This is a genomic window from Enterobacter wuhouensis (genome assembly GCF_035835995.1).
Taxonomy (GTDB): domain Bacteria; phylum Pseudomonadota; class Gammaproteobacteria; order Enterobacterales; family Enterobacteriaceae; genus Enterobacter; species Enterobacter wuhouensis.
In genome coordinates this window covers 4,340,711-4,365,105 of record NZ_CP142124.1, presented here as the reverse complement: position 1 = coordinate 4,365,105, position 24,395 = coordinate 4,340,711, and the positions used below count along the sequence as shown (strand labels likewise).

The following is a 24,395-nucleotide window of genomic DNA, read 5'->3' as shown; positions in this document are numbered from 1 at the left end:
ATGGCAGTTGTTAAATGTAAACCGACATCTCCGGGTCGTCGCCACGTCGTTAAAGTGGTCAACCCTGAGCTGCACAAGGGCAAACCTTTTGCTCCGTTGCTGGAAAAAAACAGCAAATCCGGTGGTCGTAACAACAATGGCCGTATCACCACTCGTCACATCGGTGGTGGCCACAAGCAGGCTTATCGTATTGTTGACTTCAAACGCAACAAAGACGGTATCCCAGCAGTTGTTGAGCGTCTTGAGTACGATCCGAACCGTTCCGCGAACATCGCGCTGGTTCTGTACAAAGATGGCGAACGCCGTTACATTCTGGCCCCTAAAGGCCTGAAAGCTGGCGACCAGATTCAGTCTGGCGTTGATGCTGCAATCAAAGCAGGTAACACCCTGCCGATGCGCAATATCCCGGTTGGTTCTACCGTTCATAACGTAGAAATGAAACCAGGTAAAGGCGGTCAGCTGGCACGTTCCGCTGGTACTTACGTTCAGATCGTTGCGCGTGACGGTGCTTATGTCACCCTGCGTCTGCGTTCTGGTGAAATGCGTAAAGTCGAAGCAGACTGCCGCGCTACCCTGGGCGAAGTTGGCAATGCTGAGCATATGCTGCGCGTTCTGGGTAAAGCAGGTGCTGCACGCTGGCGTGGTGTTCGTCCTACCGTTCGCGGTACTGCGATGAACCCAGTCGACCACCCACATGGTGGTGGTGAAGGTCGTAACTTTGGTAAGCACCCGGTATCTCCGTGGGGCGTTCAGACCAAAGGTAAGAAGACCCGCAGCAACAAGCGTACTGATAAATTTATCGTACGTCGCCGTAGCAAATAATTTTAGAGGATAAGCCATGCCACGTTCTCTCAAGAAAGGTCCTTTTATTGACCTGCACTTGCTGAAGAAGGTAGAGAAAGCGGTGGAAAGCGGAGACAAGAAGCCCCTGCGCACTTGGTCCCGTCGTTCAACGATCTTTCCTAACATGATCGGTTTGACCATCGCTGTCCATAATGGTCGTCAGCACGTTCCAGTCTTTGTTACCGACGAAATGGTTGGTCACAAACTGGGTGAATTCGCACCGACTCGTACTTATCGCGGCCACGCTGCTGATAAAAAAGCGAAGAAGAAATAAGGTAGGAGGAAGAGATGGAAACTTTAGCTCAACATCGCCATGCTCGTTCTTCTGCTCAGAAGGTTCGCCTTGTTGCTGACCTGATTCGCGGTAAGAAAGTGTCGCAGGCCCTGGACATCCTGACCTATACCAACAAGAAAGCTGCGGTATTGGTCAAGAAAGTACTGGAATCTGCCATTGCTAACGCTGAACACAACGATGGCGCTGACATCGACGATCTGAAAGTTGCGAAAATTTTCGTAGATGAAGGCCCAAGCATGAAGCGCATTATGCCGCGTGCGAAAGGTCGTGCAGATCGCATCCTGAAGCGCACCAGCCACATTACTGTGGTTGTGTCCGATCGCTGAGACTCTGGAGACTAGCAATGGGTCAGAAAGTACATCCTAATGGTATTCGCCTGGGTATTGTAAAACCATGGAACTCAACCTGGTTTGCGAACACCAAAGAATTCGCTGACAACCTGGACAGCGATTTTAAAGTACGTCAGTACCTGACTAAGGAACTGGCTAAAGCGTCTGTATCTCGTATCGTTATCGAGCGTCCAGCTAAGAGCATCCGTGTGACTATTCACACTGCTCGTCCTGGCATCGTTATCGGTAAGAAAGGCGAAGACGTAGAAAAACTGCGCAAGGTCGTAGCGGATATCGCTGGCGTTCCTGCACAGATCAATATCGCTGAAGTTCGTAAGCCTGAACTGGACGCTAAATTGGTTGCTGATAGCATCACTTCACAGCTGGAACGTCGCGTTATGTTCCGTCGTGCTATGAAGCGTGCTGTACAGAACGCAATGCGTCTGGGCGCTAAAGGTATCAAAGTTGAAGTTAGCGGCCGTCTGGGCGGCGCGGAAATCGCACGTACCGAATGGTACCGCGAAGGTCGCGTACCGCTGCACACTCTGCGTGCTGACATTGACTACAACACCTCTGAAGCGCACACCACTTACGGTGTAATCGGCGTTAAGGTATGGATCTTCAAAGGTGAGATCCTGGGTGGTATGGCTGCTGTTGAACAACCGGAAAAACCGGCTGCTCAACCTAAAAAGCAGCAGCGTAAAGGCCGTAAATAAGGAGCGTCGCTGATGTTACAACCAAAGCGTACAAAATTCCGTAAAGTGCACAAAGGCCGCAACCGTGGTCTGGCGCAGGGTACGGATGTTAGCTTCGGCACTTTCGGTCTGAAAGCTGTTGGCCGTGGTCGTCTGACTGCACGTCAGATCGAAGCAGCACGTCGTGCAATGACCCGTGCAGTTAAGCGTCAAGGTAAGATCTGGATCCGTGTATTCCCGGACAAACCGATCACCGAGAAGCCACTGGAAGTTCGTATGGGTAAAGGTAAAGGTAACGTGGAGTACTGGGTTGCCTTGATCCAACCGGGCAAAGTCCTTTATGAAATGGACGGTGTTCCGGAAGAGCTGGCCCGTGAAGCCTTCGGCCTGGCAGCAGCGAAACTGCCTATCAAAACCACCTTTGTAACTAAGACGGTGATGTAATGAAAGCAAAAGAGCTGCGTGAAAAAAGCGTTGAAGAGCTGAACGCTGAGCTGCTGAACCTGCTGCGTGAGCAGTTCAACCTGCGTATGCAGGCTGCAAGTGGCCAGCTGCAACAGACTCACCTGCTGAAGCAAGTGCGTCGCAATGTTGCACGCGTTAAGACTTTACTGACTCAGAAGGCGGGTGCGTAATGACCGATAAAATCCGTACTCTGCAAGGTCGTGTTGTTAGCGACAAAATGGAGAAATCCATTGTTGTAGCTATCGAACGTATTGTGAAACACCCGATCTACGGTAAATTCATCAAGCGTACGACCAAACTGCACGTACATGACGAGAACAACGAATGTGGTATCGGCGACAAGGTTGAAATCCGTGAATGCCGTCCACTGTCCAAGACTAAGTCCTGGACGCTGGTTCGCGTTGTAGAGAAAGCGGTTCTGTAATAGAGTACGCATTCTCAATACGAATAAACGGCTCAGCGATGAGCCGTTTATTTTTTCTACCCATATTGCAGAAGCGGTGTTATAATGCCGCGCCCTCGATATGGGGCTTTTTAACGGCTCTGATTTTAGAGTCTCAGGTAGTAGTTGACATTAGCGGAGCACTAAAATGATCCAAGAACAGACTATGCTGAACGTCGCCGACAACTCCGGTGCACGTCGCGTAATGTGTATCAAGGTTCTGGGTGGCTCGCACCGTCGCTACGCAGGCGTAGGCGACATCATCAAGATCACCATCAAGGAAGCAATTCCACGTGGTAAGGTCAAAAAAGGTGATGTGCTGAAGGCGGTAGTGGTGCGCACCAAGAAGGGTGTTCGTCGCCCTGACGGTTCTGTCATTCGCTTCGATGGTAATGCATGCGTTATTTTAAACAATAACAGCGAGCAGCCTATCGGCACGCGTATCTTTGGGCCGGTAACTCGTGAACTTCGTACTGAGAAGTTCATGAAAATTATCTCTCTGGCACCAGAAGTACTCTAAGGAGCGAATCATGGCAGCGAAAATCCGTCGTGATGACGAAGTTATCGTGTTAACCGGTAAAGATAAAGGTAAACGCGGTAAAGTAAAAAATGTTCTGTCTTCCGGCAAACTTGTCGTTGAAGGTATCAACCTGGTTAAGAAACATCAGAAGCCGGTTCCGGCCCTGAACCAACCAGGCGGCATCGTTGAAAAAGAAGCTGCTATTCAGGTTTCTAACGTTGCAATCTTCAATGCGGCTACCGGCAAGGCTGACCGTGTAGGCTTTAGATTCGAAGACGGCAAAAAAGTCCGTTTCTTCAAGTCTAACAGCGAAACTATCAAGTAATTTGGAGTAGTACGATGGCGAAACTGCATGATTACTACAAAGACGAAGTAGTTAACAAACTCATGACTGAGTTTAACTACAATTCTGTCATGCAAGTCCCTCGGGTCGAGAAGATCACCCTGAACATGGGTGTTGGTGAAGCGATCGCTGACAAGAAACTGCTGGATAACGCAGCAGCTGACCTGACAGCAATCTCCGGTCAAAAGCCGTTGATCACCAAAGCACGCAAATCAGTTGCAGGCTTCAAAATCCGTCAGGGCTATCCGATCGGCTGTAAAGTAACTCTGCGTGGCGAACGCATGTGGGAGTTCTTTGAGCGCCTGATCACTATTGCTGTTCCACGTATCCGTGACTTCCGTGGCTTGTCCGCTAAGTCTTTCGACGGTCGTGGTAACTACAGCATGGGTGTCCGTGAGCAGATCATCTTCCCAGAAATCGACTACGATAAAGTCGACCGCGTGCGTGGTTTGGATATTACCATTACCACTACTGCGAAATCTGACGAAGAAGGCCGTGCTCTGCTGGCTGCCTTTGACTTCCCGTTCCGCAAGTAAGGTAGGGTTACTGAATGGCTAAGCAATCAATGAAAGCACGCGAAGTAAAGCGCGTAGCTTTAGCTGATAAATTCTTCGCTAAACGCGCTGAACTGAAAGCGATCATTTCTGATGTGAACGCTTCCGACGAAGATCGTTGGAATGCGGTTCTCAAGCTGCAGTCTCTGCCGCGTGATTCCAGCCCGTCTCGTCAGCGTAACCGCTGTCGTCAAACAGGTCGTCCACATGGTTATGTGGGCAAGTTTGGGTTGAGCCGTATCAAACTGCGTGAAGCCGCCATGCGCGGTGAAGTACCAGGCTTGAAAAAGGCTAGCTGGTAATTACCAATTGAATCACGGGAGTAAAGACAGATGAGCATGCAAGATCCGATCGCGGATATGCTGACCCGTATCCGTAACGGTCAGGCCGCGAACAAAGTTGCGGTCACCATGCCTTCCGCCAAGCTGAAAGTGGCAATTGCCAACGTGCTGAAGGAAGAAGGTTTTATCGAAGATTTTAAAGTTGAAGGCGACACCAAGCCGGAACTGGAACTTACTCTCAAGTATTTCCAGGGTAAAGCTGTTGTAGAAAGCATTCAGCGTGTCAGCCGCCCAGGTCTGCGCATCTATAAGAAAAAAGATGAGCTGCCGAAAGTTATGGCTGGCCTTGGTATCGCAGTTGTTTCTACCTCTAAAGGTGTTATGACTGATCGTGCAGCGCGCCAGGCTGGTCTTGGTGGCGAAATTATCTGCTACGTAGCCTAATCGGAGGAAAGAATGTCTCGTGTTGCTAAAGCACCGGTCGTTATTCCTGCCGGCGTTGATGTAAAAATCGACGGTCAGGTTATTACGATCAAAGGTAAAAACGGCGAGCTGACTCGTACCCTCAACAATGCTGTTGAAGTTAAACATGCAGATAATGCTCTGACCTTCGGTCCACGTGATGGTTTTGTGGATGGATGGGCTCAGGCTGGTACCGCGCGTGCCCTGCTGAACTCAATGGTTGTTGGTGTTACCGAAGGCTTCACTAAAAAGCTTCAGCTGGTTGGTGTAGGTTATCGTGCAGCTATCAAAGGGAATGCAGTAGGCCTGTCTCTGGGCTTCTCACACCCTGTTGAGCATCCGCTGCCGGCCGGTATCACTGCAGAATGTCCGACTCAAACTGAAATCGTGCTGAAAGGCGCTGATAAACAGCTGATCGGTCAGGTTGCAGCAGATCTGCGCGCCTACCGTCGTCCTGAGCCTTATAAAGGCAAGGGTGTTCGTTACGCCGACGAAGTCGTGCGTACCAAAGAGGCTAAGAAGAAGTAAGGTAACACTATGGATAAGAAATCTGCTCGTATCCGTCGTGCGACCCGCGCACGCCGCAAGCTCAAAGAGCTGGGTGCAACTCGCCTGGTGGTACATCGTACCCCGCGTCATATTTACGCACAGGTAATTGCACCGAACGGTTCTGAAGTTCTGGTAGCTGCTTCTACTGTAGAAAAAGCTATCTCAGAACAATTGAAGTACACCGGTAACAAAGACGCCGCTGCAGCTGTAGGTAAAGCTGTTGCAGAACGCGCTCTGGAAAAAGGCATCAGCAATGTTTCCTTTGACCGTTCCGGGTTCCAATATCATGGTCGTGTCCAGGCACTGGCAGATGCTGCCCGTGAAGCTGGCCTTCAGTTCTAAGGTAGAGGTGTAAGATGGCTCACATCGAAAAACAGGCTGGCGAACTGCAGGAAAAGCTGATCGCGGTTAACCGCGTATCTAAAACCGTAAAAGGTGGTCGTATTTTCTCCTTCACAGCTCTGACTGTAGTTGGTGATGGTAACGGTCGCGTTGGTTTTGGTTACGGTAAAGCGCGTGAAGTTCCAGCAGCGATCCAGAAAGCGATGGAAAAAGCCCGTCGCAATATGATTAACGTCGCGCTGAACAACGGCACCCTGCAACACCCAGTTAAAGGTGTTCACACGGGTTCTCGTGTATTCATGCAGCCAGCTTCAGAAGGTACCGGTATCATCGCCGGTGGTGCAATGCGCGCCGTTCTGGAAGTTGCTGGAGTTCATAACGTTCTGGCTAAAGCATATGGTTCCACCAACCCGATCAACGTGGTTCGTGCAACTATTGATGGCCTGGAAAATATGAATTCTCCAGAAATGGTCGCTGCCAAGCGTGGTAAATCCGTTGAAGAAATTCTGGGGTAATTGACCATGGCAAAGACTATTAAAATCACTCAAACCCGCAGTGCAATCGGTCGTCTGCCGAAACACAAGGCAACGCTGCTTGGCCTGGGTCTGCGTCGTATTGGTCATACCGTTGAGCGCGAGGATACTCCTGCTGTACGTGGTATGGTCAACGCGGTTTACTTCATGGTTAAAGTTGAGGAGTAAGAGATGCGTTTAAATACTCTGTCTCCGGCCGAAGGCTCTAAAAAGGCGGGTAAACGCCTGGGTCGTGGTATCGGTTCTGGCCTCGGTAAAACCGGTGGTCGTGGTCACAAAGGTCAGAACTCTCGTTCTGGCGGTGGCGTACGTCGCGGTTTCGAGGGTGGCCAGATGCCACTGTACCGTCGTCTGCCGAAGTTCGGCTTCACCTCTCGCAAAGCAGCGATCACAGCGGAAATCCGTCTGTCTGACCTGGCGAAAGTTGAAGGCGGCGTTGTAGACCTGAACACGCTGAAAGCAGCAAACATTATCGGTATCCAGATCGAGTTCGCGAAAGTGATCCTGGCTGGTGAAGTTTCTACTCCGGTAACTGTTCGTGGCCTGCGTGTTACTAAAGGTGCTCGTGCTGCTATCGAAGCTGCTGGCGGTAAAATTGAGGAATAAGTAGCAGATGGCTAAGCAACCGGGATTAGATTTTCAAAGTGCCAAAGGTGGATTTGGCGAGCTGAAACGCAGACTGCTGTTTGTTATCGGCGCGCTGATTGTGTTCCGTATTGGCTCTTTTATTCCGATCCCTGGTATCGATGCCGCTGTACTTGCCAAACTGCTTGAGCAACAGCGAGGCACCATCATTGAAATGTTCAACATGTTCTCTGGTGGTGCTCTCAGCCGTGCTTCTATCTTCGCATTGGGTATTATGCCGTACATTTCGGCATCTATTATTATCCAGCTGCTGACGGTCGTTCATCCGGCCCTGGCAGAGCTGAAGAAAGAAGGGGAGTCTGGACGTCGTAAGATTAGTCAGTACACCCGTTACGGTACTCTGGTGCTGGCAATATTCCAGTCGATCGGTATTGCTACCGGTCTGCCGAATATGCCTGGTATGCAGGGCCTGGTGTTAAACCCAGGCTTTGCATTCTACTTCACCGCTGTTGTAAGTCTGGTCACAGGGACTATGTTCCTGATGTGGCTCGGCGAACAGATTACTGAGCGTGGTATCGGTAACGGTATCTCAATCATTATCTTCGCCGGTATTGTTGCGGGCCTCCCGCCAGCCATCGCCCATACTATTGAGCAAGCGCGTCAAGGCGACCTGCACTTCCTCCTGTTGCTGTTGGTTGCAGTATTAGTATTTGCAGTGACGTTCTTTGTTGTCTTCGTTGAACGTGGTCAACGCCGCATTGTGGTGAACTACGCTAAACGTCAGCAAGGTCGTCGTGTCTATGCTGCACAGAGCACACATTTACCGCTGAAAGTGAACATGGCGGGGGTTATCCCGGCTATCTTCGCTTCCAGTATTATTCTGTTCCCGGCGACCATCGCGTCATGGTTCGGGGGCGGGACTGGTTGGAACTGGCTGACAACAATTTCGCTGTATTTGCAGCCTGGGCAACCACTTTATGTGTTACTCTATGCGTCTGCGATCATCTTCTTCTGTTTCTTCTACACGGCGTTGGTCTTCAACCCGCGTGAAACAGCAGATAACCTGAAGAAGTCCGGTGCATTTGTACCAGGAATTCGTCCGGGAGAGCAAACGGCGAAGTATATCGATAAAGTAATGACTCGCCTGACTTTGGTTGGTGCGCTTTATATTACTTTTATCTGCCTGATCCCGGAGTTCATGCGTGATGCGATGAAAGTGCCGTTCTACTTCGGTGGGACCTCGCTGCTTATCGTTGTTGTCGTGATTATGGACTTTATGGCTCAAGTGCAAACTCTGATGATGTCGAGTCAGTATGAGTCTGCATTGAAGAAGGCGAACCTGAAAGGCTACGGCCGCTAAATGGTCGTCTGAGAAGTTACGGAGAGTAAAAATGAAAGTTCGTGCTTCCGTCAAGAAATTATGCCGTAACTGCAAAATCGTTAAGCGTGATGGTGTCATCCGTGTGATTTGCAGTGCCGAGCCGAAGCATAAACAGCGCCAAGGCTGATTATTTCGCATATTTTTCTTGCAAAGTTGGGTTGAGCTGGCTAGATTAGCCAGCCAATCTTTTGTATGTCTGTACGTTTCCATTTGAGTATCCTGAAAACGGGCTTTTCAGCATGGTGCGTACATATTAAATAGTAGGAGTGCATAGTGGCCCGTATAGCAGGCATTAACATTCCTGATCAGAAACATGCTGTGATCGCATTAACTTCGATCTACGGCGTCGGCAAGACCCGTTCTAAAGCCATTCTGGCTGCAGCGGGTATCGCTGAAGATGTTAAGATCAGTGAGCTGTCTGAAGAACAAATCGACACGCTGCGTGACGAAGTTGCCAAATTTGTCGTTGAAGGTGATCTGCGCCGTGAAATCAGCATGAGCATCAAGCGCCTGATGGATCTTGGTTGCTATCGCGGTTTGCGTCATCGTCGTGGTCTGCCAGTGCGCGGTCAGCGTACTAAGACCAACGCACGTACCCGTAAGGGTCCGCGCAAACCGATCAAGAAATAATCGGGGTGATTGAATAATGGCAAAGGCACCAGTTCGTGCACGTAAACGTGTAAGAAAACAAGTCTCTGACGGCGTGGCTCATATCCATGCTTCTTTCAACAACACCATCGTTACTATTACTGATCGTCAGGGTAACGCATTGGGTTGGGCAACAGCCGGTGGTTCCGGTTTCCGTGGTTCTCGCAAATCCACTCCGTTCGCAGCTCAGGTTGCAGCAGAGCGTTGCGCAGAAGCCGTAAAAGAATACGGCATCAAGAATCTGGAAGTTATGGTTAAAGGTCCGGGTCCGGGTCGTGAATCTACTGTTCGCGCTCTGAACGCCGCTGGTTTCCGCATCACGAATATTACTGATGTGACTCCGATCCCTCATAACGGTTGTCGTCCGCCGAAAAAACGTCGCGTATAACGCTCCGTTTTTTAGGTTAGTTGGAGATAGAAAATGGCAAGATATTTGGGTCCTAAGCTCAAGCTGAGCCGTCGTGAGGGCACCGACTTATTCCTTAAGTCTGGCGTTCGCGCGATCGATACCAAGTGTAAAATTGAACAAGCTCCTGGCCAGCACGGTGCGCGTAAACCGCGTCTGTCTGACTATGGTGTGCAGTTGCGTGAAAAGCAAAAAGTTCGCCGTATGTACGGTGTGCTGGAGCGTCAGTTCCGTAACTACTATAAAGAAGCAGCACGTCTGAAAGGCAACACGGGTGAAAACCTGCTGGCTCTGCTGGAAGGTCGTCTGGACAACGTTGTATACCGTATGGGCTTCGGCGCTACTCGTGCTGAATCACGTCAGCTGGTTAGCCACAAAGCAATCATGGTAAACGGTCGTGTTGTTAACATCGCTTCTTATCAGGTTAAAGCGAATGACGTTGTTAGCATTCGTGAGAAAGCGAAAAAGCAATCTCGCGTGAAGGCCGCTCTGGAGCTGGCTGAGCAGCGTGAAAAGCCAACCTGGCTGGAAGTTGATGCTGGCAAGATGGAAGGTACGTTCAAGCGTCAGCCAGAACGTTCTGATCTGTCTGCGGACATTAACGAACACCTGATCGTCGAGCTTTACTCCAAGTAAAGCTTAGTACCAAAGAGAGGACACAATGCAGGGTTCTGTGACAGAGTTTCTAAAACCGCGCCTGGTAGATATCGAGCAAGTGAGTTCGACGCACGCCAAGGTGACCCTTGAGCCTTTAGAGCGTGGCTTTGGCCATACTCTGGGTAACGCACTGCGCCGTATTCTGCTCTCATCGATGCCGGGTTGCGCGGTGACCGAGGTTGAGATTGATGGTGTACTTCATGAGTACAGCACCAAAGAAGGCGTTCAGGAAGATATCCTTGAAATCCTGCTCAACCTGAAAGGGCTGGCGGTGAGAGTTCAGGGTAAAGATGAAGTTATTCTTACTCTGAATAAATCTGGCATTGGCCCTGTGACTGCAGCCGACATCACCCACGACGGTGATGTTGAAATCGTCAAGCCGCAGCACGTGATCTGCCACCTGACCGATGAGAACGCAGCTATTAGCATGCGTATCAAAGTTCAGCGCGGTCGTGGTTATGTGCCGGCTTCTGCCCGAATTCATTCGGAAGAAGATGAGCGCCCAATCGGCCGTCTGCTGGTCGACGCATGCTACAGCCCTGTAGAGCGTATTGCCTACAATGTTGAAGCAGCGCGTGTAGAACAGCGTACCGACCTGGACAAGCTGGTCATCGAAATGGAAACCAACGGCACAATCGATCCTGAAGAGGCGATTCGTCGTGCGGCAACCATCCTGGCAGAACAACTGGAAGCTTTCGTTGACTTACGTGATGTACGTCAGCCGGAAGTGAAAGAAGAGAAACCAGAATTCGATCCGATCCTGCTGCGCCCTGTTGACGATCTCGAATTGACTGTCCGCTCTGCTAACTGCCTCAAGGCAGAAGCTATCCACTATATCGGTGATCTGGTACAGCGTACCGAGGTTGAGTTGCTGAAAACGCCGAACCTGGGTAAAAAATCTCTTACCGAGATTAAAGACGTGCTGGCTTCACGTGGTCTGTCTCTGGGCATGCGCCTGGAAAACTGGCCACCGGCAAGCATTGCTGACGAGTAACCGGATCACAGGTTAAGGTTTTACTGAGAAGGATAAGGTCATGCGCCATCGTAAGAGTGGTCGTCAACTGAACCGCAACAGCAGCCATCGCCAGGCTATGTTCCGCAACATGGCAGGTTCACTGGTTCGTCATGAGATCATCAAGACGACCCTGCCTAAAGCGAAAGAGCTGCGTCGCGTAGTTGAGCCGCTGATTACTCTTGCCAAGACTGACAGCGTTGCTAATCGTCGTCTGGCATTCGCCCGTACTCGTGATAACGAGATCGTGGCAAAACTGTTTAACGAACTGGGCCCGCGTTTCGCGAGCCGTGCCGGTGGTTACACTCGCATTCTGAAGTGTGGTTTCCGTGCAGGCGACAACGCGCCGATGGCTTACATCGAGCTGGTTGATCGTTCAGAGAAAGCAGAAGCTGCTGCAGAGTAATCTGCAGTAACGTAAAAAAACCCGCCTCGGCGGGTTTTTTTATATCCGCTGAATCCCCACTTATCTACAATAGCTGTATCTTTTCTGTTCATCCTCTGGAGGTCATTATGTGGTTGCTCGACCAGTGGGCAGAACGCCATATCAGTGATGCCCAGCGCAAAGGAGAATTCGATAATCTTCCTGGAAGCGGCGAACCCCTTGAGCTTGGAGATGATTCGCACATTGCACCTGAATTACGGGCTGGATATCGCTTACTTAAAAATGCAGGGTGTTTGCCTCCGGAACTTGAGCAGCGAAAAGAAGCGATTGAGCTTTCTGATCTGCTAAAAGGTATTCGTAAAGACGATCCACGACATGCTGAGCTGAGCCGCAGACTCACGTTGATTGAACTTAAGCTCCGTCAGGCGGGGGTGAGCACTGCTTTTTTACACGGCGAGTATAGTGGCAGATTAATGCAGAGAATAAATGAGGAATAGTCATGTACCGTATCGGTGAACTTGCAAGGCTTGCTAACGTGACGCCGGATACCATCCGTTACTACGAAAAGCAGCAGATGATCGATCATGAGGTACGGACCGAAGGCGGATTCCGTCTTTACACTGATAACGATCTGCAGCGGCTGCGGTTTATCCGTTATGCCAGGCAGCTCGGCTTCACGCTGGAATCGATACGCGAGCTATTATCGATCCGTGTTGATCCGGAACACCATACCTGCCAGGAATCGAAAAGCATCGTTCAGGCTCGGCTGGATGAGGTTGAAGCTCGAATTCAGGAATTGCAAACTATGCAGCGTTCCCTGCAAAGATTGAATGATGCTTGCTGCGGTACGGCGCACAGCAGCGTTTACTGCTCTATTCTGGAGGCGCTTGAACAGGGTGCCAGTATCGAAACTCAGAGCTGTTGATTTTTAATCAATCGAAGTCTAGACTCGCGTCAACATAAACCACGCTCAGGAGAAACTATGAGCCGCTATCAGCATACGAAAGGACAAATTAAGGATAACGCCATTGATGCACTGCTTCACGACCCGCTCTTCAGGCAACGCGTAGAAAAAAATAAGAAGGGAAAAGGAAGTTATCTGCGTAAAGGCAAACATGCAAATCGGGGTAACTGGGAGGCCAGTGGCAAGCAAGCGAATCGCTTATTTACCACTGGCCTTCCTGCTTTTAGCCTCTGTTAAGTGCGGCTATTCTGCTCTTTTAACAGATCGCGAATTTCAGTAAGCAGAACTTCTTCTTTAGTGGGGGCGGGCGGCGCTGCTGCCGGCTCTTCTTTTTTACGGTTAAGCTTGTTGATAAGCTTGATGGCCATAAAAATAGCAAACGCTACAATCACGAAATCAAAAATATTCTGGATAAATACACCGTAGTGCATAACAACTGCCGGGACATCACCCTGCGCATCCCTAAGCGTGACGGCGAATTGTTTGAAATCAATGCCCCCAATTAACAGCCCCAACGGTGGCATGATAATGTCTGCTACGAGTGATGAAACGATCTTGCCGAATGCGGCACCAATAATGACACCCACCGCCAAATCCACTACATTCCCGCGCATCGCAAATTCGCGAAATTCTTTAATAAAACTCATTATGTTCTCCTTGTGCCAGCTGACGACTATAAGTTTAACAAATGATTAGCCATTTGCCATTGGGGATAAATAATCGTTATGAAAAAATAGATGGCATATTAAATAGAAGGTTAATATTCGGGTGCTGTTTGACGAGCACCCGATACATTAAAGGAAGAAAGGACTTGGCTGGAATAAACGTTCGACGTCGGTAATAAATTTTTTATCGGTAAGGAACATAATTACGTGGTCACCTTGCTCAATACGTAAATTATCATTGGCAATCATGACATCATTCCCACGCACGACGGCGCCGATGATGGTGCCCGGTGGCAGCTTAATTTCATCGATGGAACGGCCGACCACGCGTGACGTGCTTTCATCCCCGTGTGCTACCGCTTCTATAGCTTCAGCAACCCCACGGCGTAACGATGAAACGCCGACAATATCCGCTTTACGAACGTGACTGAGCAGTGCAGAAATCGTCGCTTGCTGCGGTGAAATCGCAATATCAATCACGCTCCCCTGCACGAGATCAACATAGGCACGGCGCTGTATCAGCACCATTACTTTTTTCGCCCCCATGCGTTTGGCGAGCATCGCGGACATGATATTTGCTTCGTCGTCATTGGTAACGGCAATAAACAGATCGACTTGATCAATATGCTCTTCTGCCAATAACTCTTGATCCGATGCATCACCATAAAATACGATCGTATTTTGCAGCTTTTCAGCAAGTTCTGCAGCGCGCTGTTGATCGCGTTCGATCAGCTTCACGCTGTAATCTTTTTCAAGCCTGTGTGCCAAACCCGCACCGATATTACCCCCCCCAACCAGCATGATGCGCTTGTAAGGTTTTTCAAGGCGCTGGAGTTCACTCATAACGGCGCGGATATGCTGAGATGCGGCGATAAAGAAGACCTCATCTCCCGCTTCTACGATTGTTGAACCCTGTGGGCGAATCGGCCTGTCGTGGCGGAAAATGGCGGCGACGCGGGTATCAATATGCGGCATGTGCTCGCGCATCGTGGACAATGCGTTACCGATAAGTGGCCCGCCATAATAGGCTTTTACCACGGCCAGGCTCACCTTCCCTTCAGCAAAGTTAACAACCTGCAATGCACCCGGGTATTCGATCAGGCGGTAAATGCTGTCTATAACCAGCTGCTCAGGTGCAATCAGATGGTCGATAGGGACTGCTTCTGAATTAAAGAGCTTTTCCGCATCCCGGACATAGTCCGGAGAACGGATGCGAGCGATTCGGTTTGGCGTGTTGAAGAGTGAGTAAGCGACCTGACAGGCGACCATATTGGTTTCGTCTGAGCTGGTAACGGCAACCAGCATGTCGGCATCGTCGGCCCCCGCCTCACGAAGCACGCGTGGATGCGACCCATGCCCCTGCACGACGCGAAGGTCAAATTTGTCCTGCAAGACGCGCAGCCGGTCGCCATTGGTGTCTACAATCGTGATGTCGTTATTTTCACCGACAAGATTTTCCGCCAGCGTCCCGCCAACCTGTCCAGCACCCAGAATGATAATCTTCATATCTCGCGACCCGTTCTCAACATCACTTTTTGATTAGCTTAGCGTAAAAGAAGCCATCACCCTCTTCAGCACCCGGCAGGTTTTGCTGGCCTGGGCGTTCCGGCGTTCCCGTATCGTGCAGAGCAGCATCAGGAGTACGTTTCAGGAAGGCTGAAATTTGTTGACTGTTCTCTTCCGGAAGCACGGAGCAGGTTGCATAGACCAGCGTTCCGCCGGATTTCAGATGTGGCCAAATGGCGTCGAGAATGTCAGCTTGCAGCTGCGCAAGCTCTGGAATATCGCGATCGCGTCGCAACCACTTGATATCCGGATGACGTCGTATTACACCCGTTGCAGAGCAAGGAGCGTCGAGCAATATGCGATCGAACTGCGTCTCGCCGCACCATTCTGCAGGTTTACGTCCGTCACCCTTTTTGACCTGCGCCTTCATACCCAGACGCTTCAGGTTATCGTAGACGCGTGAAAGGCGCTGCTCATCAACATCGACCGCCATGACGTTGGCTTGTGGCGCGACTTCCAGAATATGGGTGGTTTTGCCTCCAGGTGCAGCGCAGAGGTCAAGGATGTGCTCACCATTTTTCGGTTCAAGCCAGGTCATGCAGCCCTGAGCGGAAGCATCCTGCACGGTTACCCAGCCGTCTTCAAAACCGGGTAATGCGTGCACAGGTGCAGGAGCCGCTAAGCGCACGGCGTCAGGGTAGGCTTCATGCGTAAAGCCATTCATTCCGGCGTCTTCCAACAAAGCCAGCCAGGCATCGCGGGTATGATGATTGCGGTTGACGCGTAGCCACATGGGCGGGCGCTGGTTATTAGCTTCAGCAATTTCCTGCCACTTCTGCGGATACGCCTTTTTGAGGCGCTTCAGGAGCCACTCAGGGTGAAGAAAACGGGTTTCGCTCTGGGAAAATTCAGTCAGCAATTCTTCCTGTTGCCGTTGAAATTGACGCAGTACCCCGTTGATCAAGCCTTTCAACTGCGGGCGCTTAATCGCCACAGCACCTTCAACCGTTTCAGCCAGCGCGGCATGCGGTGGAATACGGGTATGAAGAAGCTGGTAGAAGCCAACCATAATCAAATAATGCACGGTACGCTGTTTGCCCGTCATAGGGCGTGACATCAGCTTATTAACCAGCCATTCAAGCTGGGAAAGGGTGCGCAAAACCCCGAAGCATAGCTCCTGGAGCAGCGCTTTATCTTTATCGGACACTTTTTGCTGCAGCGCAGGCAGGACATTGCTCAGCGACTGACCCTGCTCGACCACTTTTTCAACGGCCTGCGCCGCCATACTGCGTAAGTTTTGTTTTTTCATAACCGTAAAAATAAAAATGCCCGGAAACTCCGGGCTTTAAAGATGAACGTTTTCAGGCAAGACGGTTGCCAGGAATAAACCACTCGCGACGAGAATTTAACAGGTCCTGCGCGCTCATCGCTTTTTTACCTGCGGGCTGCAGCGACTCAAGGTTTAAAATGCCTTCTGATGTCGCAACCTGGATACCCTGCTTGTTCGCTTCGATTATTGTCCCCGGTTCAGCAGTGACATGGCAATCAATAACGGAGGCTTTCCAGACCTTCACCGGTTGCTCATCAATCATCATCCAGCTCATAGGCCACGGATTGAAGGCGCGAATATTGCGCTCAAGCTGAGCAGCGGGAAGCGACCAATCGATCTGCGCTTCTTCTTTACTCAGCTTTTCAGCATAGGTGACCTGCGCTTCATCCTGAACTTCCGGTTTTGCGGTATTGTCAGCAAGCTGTTGCAGCGTTTCGATAAGCCCCTGTGGGCCAAGATCGGCTAGCTTGTCGTAAAGCGTGGCGCTGGTATCGTCGGCCGTAATTGGACAGGACAGCTTATACAGCATGTCGCCAGTATCTAAGCCTACATCCATCTTCATGATTGTGACGCCAGTTTCAGCATCACCAGCCCACAGAGAACGCTGGATTGGTGCCGCTCCACGCCAGCGCGGGAGGAGAGAACCATGGACATTCACACAACCGAGACGAGGCATATCAAGCACGGCTTTTGGCAAAATCAAACCGAAGGCGACAACCACCATCACGTCTGCATTCAGATCAGCCACTAATTGCTGATTTTCCTGAGGGCGCAAGGATGATGGCTGGAATACGGCTATTCCGTGCTCTTCTGCCTGCACTTTCACCGGGCTCGGCATGAGCTTTTTGCCGCGACCTGCCGGGCGATCTGGTTGGGTAAACACGCCAACAACCTGGTGACCAGACGATAACAGCGCGTCAAGATGACGCGCTGCAAAATCAGGAGTACCCGCGAAGATAATACGTAGTGTTTTAGACACGTTGTTCCTTGTATCCGGGGGGACGTTACGCGCGAGAACGCATACGATCCAGTTTTTCTACTTTCTGACGAATACGCTGCTGCTTCAGGGGGGAGAGGTAATCGATAAACAGTTTACCGACCAGGTGATCCATCTCATGCTGAATACAAATGGCGAGCAGATCGTCTGCTTCCAGCTCGAACGGGTTACCGTCGCGATCCAGGGCGCGAATTTTCACTTTTTCCGCACGCGGCACTAAAGCACGCTGTTCCGGAATGGACAAGCAGCCTTCTTCAATCCCTGTTTCGCCGCTCTTTTCGAGCAGTTCAGGGTTGATCAGCACCAGGCGACCATCGCGATTTTCAGAAACGTCGATCACGATAATACGTTTGTGAATATCTACCTGAGTTGCCGCCAGGCCGATGCCTTCTTCGGCATACATGGTATCGAACATATCATCGACGATACGCTGAATTTCTGCATTCACTTCTTTAACCGGTTCAGCGACGATGCGAAGGCGCTCGTCCGGAATATGTAACACTTGCAAAACTGCCATAAATTTCCAGAGTCGTGTTCAGGAGTTGATAAGAATATTATCTCTATTCTAGACAAATCCCCCATCGATTGACAGCATCAGTGACCAATCGCAATGATTGCGGAGGCTGCTTATGGCAGGGAAAAGGATGACATCTACAGAGATATGGTTACGGCTGATAAACGTGGGTTCTTTATGTGGTGATGCAATGCTGGAAGTGGCGTTGCGTCTGCTTAAACAAGCAACGATTGATGGAACGGCGGCCCGTGAATCCGGGCTGTCAGCAAAGCAGGCAGGGCGCTTTTTTGCGCTTGATGAACAAGAGCTTGAGCGCAGCCTTATGTGGATTGAACAGCCAGATAACCACCTGGTAACCGCAAACGACCCTCTCTATCCACCGTTATTGCGAACGATTCCTGATTTTCCTGGGGCGCTGTTCGTTAAAGGTAATCTTGATGCGCTGAATACCGTTCAGCTGGCAGTGGTCGGCACGCGCGCCCCCTCCTGGTACGGCGAACGGTGGGGCAAGATACTGTGTGAACAACTTTCACAATGCGGCTTTACAATAACCAGCGGGCTGGCCTGCGGTATTGACGGTGTTGCCCATAACGCCGCGCTTTCGGTAAAAGGGTGCAGTATTGCGGTTCTGGGCAACGGGCTTTTTAGCATTTACCCTCGCCGGCATCAGCAGCTGGCAGATCGACTTATCGCGTCGGAGGGGGCGATAGTGTCTGAATTCTCACTCTCCACTCAGCCCTGGCCGGGGAATTTTCCTCGTCGCAATCGAATTATTAGTGGATTGAGTCATGGCGTGTTGGTTGTTGAAGCGGCACTGCGCAGCGGGTCGTTGGTGACGGCAAGATGTGCGCTTGAACAGGGGCGAGAAGTGTTTGCCTTGCCCGGACCGATAGGTAACCCTGGATGTGAGGGGCCGCACTGGCTGATCAAGCAAGGCGCTACGCCAGTGACTGGGGTGGAAGACATCCTCGAAAATTTGCGATATGGCTTGCACTGGTTAACAGATGAAACCGAAAAGCAACATTATTCATCAGATAAGGAAGAGGTAGCATTGCCATTTCCCAAGCTCCTGGCTAACGTAGGAGATGAGGTAACACCTGTTGACGTTGTCGCTGAACGTGCCGGCCAACCTGTGCCAGTAACGGTAGCACAGCTACTTGAACTGGAGTTAGCAGGGTGGATCGCAGCTGTACCCGGCGGCTATGTCCGATTAAGGAGGGCATGCCATGTTCGACGTACTGATGTATTTGTTTGAAACTTACATCCACAACGAAGCAGAAATGCGCGTGGATCAGGACAAATTGACACGGGATCTTACCGATGCAGGCTTTGAGCGGGAAGATATATATAATGCGTTGATGTGGCTGGAAAAACTGGCTGATTATCAGGAAGGCCTTGCCGAACCGATGCAGCTTGCTTCTGACCCATTGTCAGTGCGTATTTATACAGCGGAAGAGTGTGAAAGGCTGGATGCCAGCTGCCGGGGATTCATTTTATTCCTTGAGCAAATTCAGGTGCTAAACCTCGAAACGAGAGAAATGGTGATAGAGCGCGTCATGGCGCTGGATACTGCAGAATTCGAACTGGAAGACCTCAAGTGGGTGATCCTGATGGTTCTGTTCAATATACCTGGCTGTGAAAATGCCTATCAGCAAATGGAAGAATTACTCTTTGAAGTGAATGAAGGTATGCTGCACTAATTCAAATGTGTAGCACCAAGAGTTGTTATGGCCAAATCAGCACTTTTTACGGTGCATAAAAATGAGCCCTGCCCACAGTGCGGGGCTGAACTTGTCATTCGGTCCGGGAAACACGGTCCGTTTCTCGGTTGTTCACACTATCCGGAATGTGATTATGTCCGTCCCCTGAAAAGCCAGGCTGATGGACATATCGTTAAAATTCTGGAGGGGCAGCTTTGTCCTCTCTGCGGAAGTGAATTAGCGCTACGCCAGGGCCGTTACGGAATGTTTATTGGGTGTAGCCGCTATCCCGAGTGTGAACATACGGAACAAATTGATAAACCAGATGAAACGGCTATTTCTTGCCCGCAGTGCCAACGAGGGCAACTGGTACAGCGACGTTCTCGTTTTGGTAAGACCTTCCATTCTTGCGATCGCTATCCTGAATGCCAGTTCGTTATCAATTTCAAACCGGTAGCGGGCGTCTGCCCTCATTGCAACTATCCGCTGCTTATAGAGAAGAAATCGGCGCAAGGCATCAAACATTTCTGCGCCAGTAAACAATGTGGAAAGCCGGTATCGGCGGATCAAACCAGTGAATAATAACCTGCCATCAGGCTCCATTGCTCATGCTGTGGACGTCCTGAAAAATGAAGAAGTCATCGCTTATCCAACAGAAGCTGTCTTTGGGGTCGGTTGCGATCCTGATAGCGAAAGGGCCGTGAGCCGCTTACTTGCACTCAAACAAAGACCCGTCGAAAAAGGGCTGATTTTGATCGCTGCAAACTTCGAGCAGCTTAAACCTTATATTGATGACTCCATGCTGACGCCAGCACAGCGGGAGACGATCTTCTCCGCGTGGCCTGGGCCAGTAACCTTTGTTTTCCCGGCACAGCCGACGACGCCGCGCTGGTTGACCGGGCGTTTTGACTCCCTCGCCGTTCGCGTAACCGACCATCCGCTGGTGGTGGAGCTCTGTGAGGCGTTTGGCAAACCGCTGGTTTCAACCAGCGCCAACCTGACCGGGTTGCCTCCTTGCCGGACTAGCGAAGAAGTGCTTGCGCAGTTTGGGGATGATTTCCCGGTGGCGGCTGGTGAGACGGGCGGTCGCCTCAATCCGTCGGAAATCCGTGACGCCTTGACCGGCGAACGTTTTCGCCAGGGGTAATATATGATGGAAACTTACGCTGTTTTTGGTAACCCGATCGCACATAGCAAGTCGCCGTTAATCCATCAGCAGTTTGCTGACCAGCTGCACATCGACCATCCCTATGGTCGCGTGCTGGCCCCTGTTGATGCATTTATCGCTACGTTGAATGCCTTTTTTAACGCGGGCGGACAAGGTGCGAACGTGACGGTGCCTTTTAAGGAAGAAGCATTCGAACGCGCAGATGAGCTGACGGAACGCGCCGCTCTTGCGGGAGCGGTGAACACGCTCAAACGGCTTGAGGATGGTCGTCTTCTTGGCGATAACACCGACGGGATAGGTCTGCTGAGCGATCTGGAGCGACTGTCATTTATCAAACCCGGTTATCGGGTTCTGCTGATTGGTGCCGGTGGGGCATCGCGGGGCGTACTGCTTCCTTTACTTTCATTGGATTGTGCGGTGACCATTACCAACCGAACCTTCTCCCGGGCGGAAGAGCTGGCAGCATTGTTTGCCCATACGGGAAGCGTGAGTGCGGTAGCGCTAGACGATCTTGACGATCGCGAGTTCGATCTCGTCATCAATGCCACATCAAGCGGCATTGGTGGTGAGGTACCGGCAATCCCTGTTTCGCTCGTGAGCGCGCACACCTATTTCTACGACATGTTTTATCAGAACGGTAAGACACCATTTCTAAACTGGTGTGAACGGCACGGCGCAAAACACCTTGCTGACGGTTTGGGTATGCTGGTGGGTCAGGCGGCACACGCAGTTCTGCTTTGGCACGGCGTGTTACCTGCTGTCGAACCGGTAATCGAAAAGTTGAATCAGGAACTGAAGGCGTGAACCAGGCAATCCACTTCCCTGACCGAGAAACCTGGGATGAGAGTTAACAAGCGGTCTGCTTCCCGGTGTTGGTGCACGGCATGCAGCTTACCTGCGCTATCAGTGGGGAAGCGTTGCTGAGTCGCTTTGGTGGTTCGAATCCGCTAGAGGTGTTTTGCGAAAATCGCTGGGATCTGGAAGAGGATGCCAGCGATTTAATTCGCGATCAGCAGGAAGACGATCGGGGCTGGGTCTGGTTATCTTGATCCAGATAGTCATTCTTCCATTTGACATAGTTGTTTGCTGAGTATTTCAATCCCTCGATCTCCGCTTCTTTTAAGGGGCGGATCTGTTTCACCGGGCTACCTAAATAGAGATAACCACTTTCCAGTCGTTTGTTTTGCGGGACAAGACTGCCGGCGCCAATCATTACGTCATCTTCTACTATTACGCCATCCAGTAAAATCGAACCCATACCAACCAGTACCCTGTTTCCGATCGTACAGCCGTGGAGCATTACTTTATGGCCGACGGTAACATCTTCCCCAACGATCAGTGGATTACCTTCCGGGTTATAGGCGGATTTATGGGTGACATGCAGAACGCTGCCGTCCTGAATATTGGTGCGTGCGCCGATTGATACATAGTTAACGTCTCCCCTGATCACAACCAATGGCCAGATGCTAACGTCGTCGGCCATTCGGACATCGCCGATGACCACACTGCTGGCGTCGATCATCACGCGATCGCCTTTTTTGGGGAAAAGATCTTTATAAGGACGTAAGACAACAGACATATCTACCTCGACAGATGGGCGCTATACAGAAGACTTTGATCGTTTTATGGGATCGAGGCAAGGCAAAACACGTCAATATTTAAGCAGATCGGGCGGGATTTCAGCGAAAAGAACGGAAAATCAGCAGTCGGTAAAAAAGATCTAAAAAATGCTTGTGCTAAAAACTGGGATCCCTATAATGCGCCTCCATCGACACGGCGGATGTGAATCACTTCACAAACAACCCGGTCGGTTGAAGAGAAAAAATCCTGAAATAACGGGTTGACTCTGAAAGAGGAAAGCGTAATATACGCCACCTCGCAACGGTGAGCGAAAGCCGCGTTGCACTGCTCTTTAACAATTTATCAGACAATCTGTGTGGGCACTCAAAGTGACATGGATTCTTAACGTCTTCGGACGAAAAATGAATACCAAGTCTCTGAGTGAACATTCGTAATTCATTACGAAGTTTAATTCACGAGCATCAAACTTAAATTGAAGAGTTTGATCATGGCTCAGATTGAACGCTGGCGGCAGGCCTAACACATGCAAGTCGAGCGGTAGCACAGGGAGCTTGCTCCTGGGTGACGAGCGGCGGACGGGTGAGTAATGTCTGGGAAACTGCCTGATGGAGGGGGATAACTACTGGAAACGGTAGCTAATACCGCATAACGTCGCAAGACCAAAGAGGGGGACCTTCGGGCCTCTTGCCATCAGATGTGCCCAGATGGGATTAGCTAGTAGGTGGGGTAACGGCTCACCTAGGCGACGATCCCTAGCTGGTCTGAGAGGATGACCAGCCACACTGGAACTGAGACACGGTCCAGACTCCTACGGGAGGCAGCAGTGGGGAATATTGCACAATGGGCGCAAGCCTGATGCAGCCATGCCGCGTGTATGAAGAAGGCCTTCGGGTTGTAAAGTACTTTCAGCGAGGAGGAAGGTGTTGAGGTTAATAACCTCAGCAATTGACGTTACTCGCAGAAGAAGCACCGGCTAACTCCGTGCCAGCAGCCGCGGTAATACGGAGGGTGCAAGCGTTAATCGGAATTACTGGGCGTAAAGCGCACGCAGGCGGTCTGTCAAGTCGGATGTGAAATCCCCGGGCTCAACCTGGGAACTGCATTCGAAACTGGCAGGCTAGAGTCTTGTAGAGGGGGGTAGAATTCCAGGTGTAGCGGTGAAATGCGTAGAGATCTGGAGGAATACCGGTGGCGAAGGCGGCCCCCTGGACAAAGACTGACGCTCAGGTGCGAAAGCGTGGGGAGCAAACAGGATTAGATACCCTGGTAGTCCACGCCGTAAACGATGTCGACTTGGAGGTTGTGCCCTTGAGGCGTGGCTTCCGGAGCTAACGCGTTAAGTCGACCGCCTGGGGAGTACGGCCGCAAGGTTAAAACTCAAATGAATTGACGGGGGCCCGCACAAGCGGTGGAGCATGTGGTTTAATTCGATGCAACGCGAAGAACCTTACCTACTCTTGACATCCAGAGAACTTAGCAGAGATGCTTTGGTGCCTTCGGGAACTCTGAGACAGGTGCTGCATGGCTGTCGTCAGCTCGTGTTGTGAAATGTTGGGTTAAGTCCCGCAACGAGCGCAACCCTTATCCTTTGTTGCCAGCGGTTAGGCCGGGAACTCAAAGGAGACTGCCAGTGATAAACTGGAGGAAGGTGGGGATGACGTCAAGTCATCATGGCCCTTACGAGTAGGGCTACACACGTGCTACAATGGCGCATACAAAGAGAAGCGACCTCGCGAGAGCAAGCGGACCTCATAAAGTGCGTCGTAGTCCGGATTGGAGTCTGCAACTCGACTCCATGAAGTCGGAATCGCTAGTAATCGTAGATCAGAATGCTACGGTGAATACGTTCCCGGGCCTTGTACACACCGCCCGTCACACCATGGGAGTGGGTTGCAAAAGAAGTAGGTAGCTTAACCTTCGGGAGGGCGCTTACCACTTTGTGATTCATGACTGGGGTGAAGTCGTAACAAGGTAACCGTAGGGGAACCTGCGGTTGGATCACCTCCTTACCTTAAAGAACCTGCCTTTGTAGTGCTCACACAGATTGTCTGATGAATGTAGAGAAGCAAGACGGCTGCGAAGTCGAGACACTCCGTGTCCCCTTCGTCTAGCGGTTAGGACTCCGCCCTTTCACGGCGGCAACAGGGGTTCGAATCCCCTAGGGGACGCCACTTGCTGGGTGTGAGTGAAAGACACAGCCAACCGATATCTCAAAACTAACTCGGTGAGTTACGTTTGAGATA

At 50.9% G+C, this 24,395-nt stretch carries 38 protein-coding genes, 1 tRNA gene, 1 rRNA gene and 1 pseudogene; 35 read left to right on the top strand and 6 right to left on the bottom strand.

The window, feature by feature from the left end; genetic code table 11:
• From rplB to VPX56_RS20730, 27 genes are all read left to right on the top strand, one after another.
• Entirely contained in the window at positions 1 to 822 is an 822-nt protein-coding gene (rplB, locus tag VPX56_RS20860) for a 50S ribosomal protein L2 (protein WP_008457150.1), read from the top strand.
• Positions 823 to 838: 16 nt separating this feature from the next.
• The gene (rpsS, locus tag VPX56_RS20855; RefSeq protein ID WP_001138117.1) at positions 839 to 1,117 is read left to right on the top strand and encodes a 30S ribosomal protein S19; all 279 of its coding nucleotides are present in this window, start codon (positions 839 to 841) and stop codon (positions 1,115 to 1,117) included.
• A 14-nt stretch (positions 1,118 to 1,131) separates the two neighbouring features.
• The gene (rplV, locus tag VPX56_RS20850) at positions 1,132 to 1,464 is read left to right on the top strand and encodes a 50S ribosomal protein L22 (RefSeq protein ID WP_002919773.1); all 333 of its coding nucleotides are present in this window, start codon (positions 1,132 to 1,134) and stop codon (positions 1,462 to 1,464) included.
• 17 nt (positions 1,465 to 1,481) lie between these two features.
• Positions 1,482 to 2,183, top strand: a complete 702-nt coding sequence (rpsC, locus tag VPX56_RS20845; protein WP_000529945.1) for a 30S ribosomal protein S3 — start codon at positions 1,482 to 1,484, stop codon at positions 2,181 to 2,183.
• 12 nt (positions 2,184 to 2,195) lie between these two features.
• The gene (gene rplP, locus VPX56_RS20840; RefSeq protein WP_002919759.1) at positions 2,196 to 2,606 is read left to right on the top strand and encodes a 50S ribosomal protein L16; all 411 of its coding nucleotides are present in this window, start codon (positions 2,196 to 2,198) and stop codon (positions 2,604 to 2,606) included.
• The gene (gene rpmC, locus VPX56_RS20835) at positions 2,606 to 2,797 is read left to right on the top strand and encodes a 50S ribosomal protein L29 (RefSeq protein WP_003863282.1); all 192 of its coding nucleotides are present in this window, start codon (positions 2,606 to 2,608) and stop codon (positions 2,795 to 2,797) included. The genes rplP and rpmC overlap by 1 nt, the downstream gene beginning before the upstream one ends.
• A complete protein-coding gene (gene rpsQ / locus VPX56_RS20830) occupies positions 2,797 to 3,051 on the top strand; it encodes a 30S ribosomal protein S17 (RefSeq protein ID WP_008503489.1) in 255 nt (84 codons plus the stop codon). The genes rpmC and rpsQ overlap by 1 nt, the downstream gene beginning before the upstream one ends.
• A 166-nt stretch (positions 3,052 to 3,217) precedes the next feature.
• A complete protein-coding gene (rplN, locus tag VPX56_RS20825) occupies positions 3,218 to 3,589 on the top strand; it encodes a 50S ribosomal protein L14 (protein ID WP_002919748.1) in 372 nt (123 codons plus the stop codon).
• 10 nt (positions 3,590 to 3,599) lie between these two features.
• Entirely contained in the window at positions 3,600 to 3,914 is a 315-nt protein-coding gene (rplX, locus tag VPX56_RS20820; RefSeq protein ID WP_003863287.1) for a 50S ribosomal protein L24, read from the top strand.
• 14 nt (positions 3,915 to 3,928) lie between these two features.
• A complete protein-coding gene (rplE, locus tag VPX56_RS20815; RefSeq protein WP_001096206.1) occupies positions 3,929 to 4,468 on the top strand; it encodes a 50S ribosomal protein L5 in 540 nt (179 codons plus the stop codon).
• Positions 4,469 to 4,482: 14 nt separating this feature from the next.
• A complete protein-coding gene (gene rpsN / locus VPX56_RS20810; protein WP_003863291.1) occupies positions 4,483 to 4,788 on the top strand; it encodes a 30S ribosomal protein S14 in 306 nt (101 codons plus the stop codon).
• Between the two features lie 30 nt (positions 4,789 to 4,818).
• The gene (gene rpsH / locus VPX56_RS20805; protein ID WP_006178918.1) at positions 4,819 to 5,211 is read left to right on the top strand and encodes a 30S ribosomal protein S8; all 393 of its coding nucleotides are present in this window, start codon (positions 4,819 to 4,821) and stop codon (positions 5,209 to 5,211) included.
• Between the two features lie 12 nt (positions 5,212 to 5,223).
• Positions 5,224 to 5,757: a 50S ribosomal protein L6 gene (gene rplF, locus VPX56_RS20800; protein WP_006178917.1), complete on the top strand. Its 534-nt coding sequence runs from the start codon at positions 5,224 to 5,226 to the stop codon at positions 5,755 to 5,757.
• A 9-nt stretch (positions 5,758 to 5,766) separates the two neighbouring features.
• Entirely contained in the window at positions 5,767 to 6,120 is a 354-nt protein-coding gene (rplR, locus tag VPX56_RS20795; RefSeq protein ID WP_003863297.1) for a 50S ribosomal protein L18, read from the top strand.
• A gap of 14 nt (positions 6,121 to 6,134) precedes the next feature.
• Positions 6,135 to 6,635, top strand: a complete 501-nt coding sequence (gene rpsE / locus VPX56_RS20790; protein WP_003863299.1) for a 30S ribosomal protein S5 — start codon at positions 6,135 to 6,137, stop codon at positions 6,633 to 6,635.
• A 6-nt stretch (positions 6,636 to 6,641) separates the two neighbouring features.
• Positions 6,642 to 6,821 carry a 50S ribosomal protein L30 gene (rpmD, locus tag VPX56_RS20785; protein WP_003863301.1) on the top strand — a complete coding sequence of 60 codons (180 nt, stop codon included), beginning with the start codon at positions 6,642 to 6,644 and terminating at the stop codon, positions 6,819 to 6,821.
• Positions 6,822 to 6,824: 3 nt separating this feature from the next.
• Positions 6,825 to 7,259 carry a 50S ribosomal protein L15 gene (gene rplO, locus VPX56_RS20780; protein ID WP_003863304.1) on the top strand — a complete coding sequence of 145 codons (435 nt, stop codon included), beginning with the start codon at positions 6,825 to 6,827 and terminating at the stop codon, positions 7,257 to 7,259.
• A 7-nt stretch (positions 7,260 to 7,266) separates the two neighbouring features.
• Complete coding sequence (secY, locus tag VPX56_RS20775; RefSeq protein ID WP_003863305.1) at positions 7,267 to 8,598, top strand: preprotein translocase subunit SecY; 1,332 nt, start codon at positions 7,267 to 7,269, stop codon at positions 8,596 to 8,598.
• Between the two features lie 31 nt (positions 8,599 to 8,629).
• Complete coding sequence (gene rpmJ, locus VPX56_RS20770) at positions 8,630 to 8,746, top strand: 50S ribosomal protein L36 (protein ID WP_000868187.1); 117 nt, start codon at positions 8,630 to 8,632, stop codon at positions 8,744 to 8,746.
• Positions 8,747 to 8,892: 146 nt separating this feature from the next.
• Positions 8,893 to 9,249, top strand: a complete 357-nt coding sequence (gene rpsM / locus VPX56_RS20765) for a 30S ribosomal protein S13 (protein ID WP_003863308.1) — start codon at positions 8,893 to 8,895, stop codon at positions 9,247 to 9,249.
• Between the two features lie 16 nt (positions 9,250 to 9,265).
• Positions 9,266 to 9,655, top strand: coding sequence for a 30S ribosomal protein S11 (gene rpsK, locus VPX56_RS20760; protein ID WP_003863312.1), 390 nt, complete (start codon positions 9,266 to 9,268; stop codon positions 9,653 to 9,655).
• Positions 9,656 to 9,688: 33 nt separating this feature from the next.
• Positions 9,689 to 10,309, top strand: coding sequence for a 30S ribosomal protein S4 (rpsD, locus tag VPX56_RS20755; protein ID WP_004868345.1), 621 nt, complete (start codon positions 9,689 to 9,691; stop codon positions 10,307 to 10,309).
• A gap of 25 nt (positions 10,310 to 10,334) precedes the next feature.
• Entirely contained in the window at positions 10,335 to 11,324 is a 990-nt protein-coding gene (locus tag VPX56_RS20750) for a DNA-directed RNA polymerase subunit alpha (protein ID WP_002919219.1), read from the top strand.
• A gap of 40 nt (positions 11,325 to 11,364) precedes the next feature.
• The gene (rplQ, locus tag VPX56_RS20745) at positions 11,365 to 11,748 is read left to right on the top strand and encodes a 50S ribosomal protein L17 (RefSeq protein WP_001216368.1); all 384 of its coding nucleotides are present in this window, start codon (positions 11,365 to 11,367) and stop codon (positions 11,746 to 11,748) included.
• A 107-nt stretch (positions 11,749 to 11,855) separates the two neighbouring features.
• Complete coding sequence (locus VPX56_RS20740) at positions 11,856 to 12,224, top strand: DnaJ family domain-containing protein (RefSeq protein ID WP_131635923.1); 369 nt, start codon at positions 11,856 to 11,858, stop codon at positions 12,222 to 12,224.
• A 2-nt stretch (positions 12,225 to 12,226) separates the two neighbouring features.
• Positions 12,227 to 12,652, top strand: a complete 426-nt coding sequence (gene zntR / locus VPX56_RS20735) for a Zn(2+)-responsive transcriptional regulator (protein WP_131635922.1) — start codon at positions 12,227 to 12,229, stop codon at positions 12,650 to 12,652.
• A 57-nt stretch (positions 12,653 to 12,709) separates the two neighbouring features.
• Complete coding sequence (locus VPX56_RS20730; RefSeq protein WP_326468673.1) at positions 12,710 to 12,928, top strand: alternative ribosome-rescue factor A; 219 nt, start codon at positions 12,710 to 12,712, stop codon at positions 12,926 to 12,928.
• On the opposite strand, the gene mscL is transcribed toward VPX56_RS20730, so the two are convergent.
• The 5 genes from mscL to def form a co-directional block, all read right to left on the bottom strand.
• A complete protein-coding gene (gene mscL / locus VPX56_RS20725; RefSeq protein WP_131635920.1) occupies positions 12,925 to 13,338 on the bottom strand; it encodes a large-conductance mechanosensitive channel protein MscL in 414 nt (137 codons plus the stop codon). The two genes, VPX56_RS20730 and mscL, sit on opposite strands and share 4 nt — an antisense overlap.
• Positions 13,339 to 13,485: 147 nt before the next feature.
• On the bottom strand, positions 13,486 to 14,862 hold the full coding sequence (trkA, locus tag VPX56_RS20720; RefSeq protein ID WP_131635919.1) for a Trk system potassium transporter TrkA: 1,377 nt from the start codon (positions 14,860 to 14,862) through the stop codon (positions 13,486 to 13,488).
• A gap of 22 nt (positions 14,863 to 14,884) precedes the next feature.
• The gene (gene rsmB, locus VPX56_RS20715) at positions 14,885 to 16,171 is read right to left on the bottom strand and encodes a 16S rRNA (cytosine(967)-C(5))-methyltransferase RsmB (RefSeq protein WP_326468667.1); all 1,287 of its coding nucleotides are present in this window, start codon (positions 16,169 to 16,171) and stop codon (positions 14,885 to 14,887) included.
• A 52-nt stretch (positions 16,172 to 16,223) separates the two neighbouring features.
• Positions 16,224 to 17,171, bottom strand: a complete 948-nt coding sequence (fmt, locus tag VPX56_RS20710; RefSeq protein ID WP_326468665.1) for a methionyl-tRNA formyltransferase — start codon at positions 17,169 to 17,171, stop codon at positions 16,224 to 16,226.
• A gap of 25 nt (positions 17,172 to 17,196) precedes the next feature.
• Complete coding sequence (gene def / locus VPX56_RS20705) at positions 17,197 to 17,706, bottom strand: peptide deformylase (RefSeq protein WP_028018484.1); 510 nt, start codon at positions 17,704 to 17,706, stop codon at positions 17,197 to 17,199.
• A gap of 127 nt (positions 17,707 to 17,833) precedes the next feature.
• On the opposite strand from def, the gene dprA reads away from it, so the two are divergent.
• The 6 genes and pseudogenes from dprA (at position 17,834) to VPX56_RS20675 (ending at position 21,620) form a co-directional block, all read left to right on the top strand.
• On the top strand, positions 17,834 to 18,958 hold the full coding sequence (gene dprA, locus VPX56_RS20700) for a DNA-protecting protein DprA (RefSeq protein ID WP_326472157.1): 1,125 nt from the start codon (positions 17,834 to 17,836) through the stop codon (positions 18,956 to 18,958).
• Entirely contained in the window at positions 18,930 to 19,403 is a 474-nt protein-coding gene (smg, locus tag VPX56_RS20695) for a DUF494 family protein Smg (RefSeq protein ID WP_014072048.1), read from the top strand. Before dprA ends, smg begins: the two co-directional genes overlap by 29 nt.
• A 27-nt stretch (positions 19,404 to 19,430) precedes the next feature.
• On the top strand, positions 19,431 to 19,985 hold the full coding sequence (locus VPX56_RS20690; protein WP_326468660.1) for a DNA topoisomerase family protein: 555 nt from the start codon (positions 19,431 to 19,433) through the stop codon (positions 19,983 to 19,985).
• Positions 19,978 to 20,550 carry an L-threonylcarbamoyladenylate synthase type 1 TsaC gene (gene tsaC / locus VPX56_RS20685; RefSeq protein WP_263611662.1) on the top strand — a complete coding sequence of 191 codons (573 nt, stop codon included), beginning with the start codon at positions 19,978 to 19,980 and terminating at the stop codon, positions 20,548 to 20,550. The genes VPX56_RS20690 and tsaC overlap by 8 nt, the downstream gene beginning before the upstream one ends.
• Before the next feature lie 6 nt (positions 20,551 to 20,556).
• Positions 20,557 to 21,375, top strand: coding sequence for a shikimate dehydrogenase (gene aroE / locus VPX56_RS20680; protein WP_326472155.1), 819 nt, complete (start codon positions 20,557 to 20,559; stop codon positions 21,373 to 21,375).
• Positions 21,372 to 21,620: pseudogene (locus VPX56_RS20675) on the top strand (DUF1488 domain-containing protein). The gene aroE and the pseudogene VPX56_RS20675 overlap by 4 nt, the downstream one beginning before the upstream one ends.
• On the opposite strand, the gene VPX56_RS20670 reads toward VPX56_RS20675, so the two are convergent.
• A complete protein-coding gene (locus VPX56_RS20670; protein WP_326468657.1) occupies positions 21,581 to 22,150 on the bottom strand; it encodes a gamma carbonic anhydrase family protein in 570 nt (189 codons plus the stop codon). The pseudogene VPX56_RS20675 and the gene VPX56_RS20670 sit on opposite strands and share 40 nt — an antisense overlap.
• A gap of 471 nt (positions 22,151 to 22,621) precedes the next feature.
• Between VPX56_RS20670 and VPX56_RS20665 the strand changes: the two genes are divergently transcribed.
• Together VPX56_RS20665 and VPX56_RS20660 are read left to right on the top strand one after the other, a co-directional pair.
• Positions 22,622 to 24,161, top strand: a 16S ribosomal RNA gene (locus tag VPX56_RS20665).
• A gap of 87 nt (positions 24,162 to 24,248) precedes the next feature.
• Positions 24,249 to 24,323, top strand: a tRNA-Glu gene (locus VPX56_RS20660).
• The last annotated feature ends 72 nt before the right edge of the window (positions 24,324 to 24,395 follow it).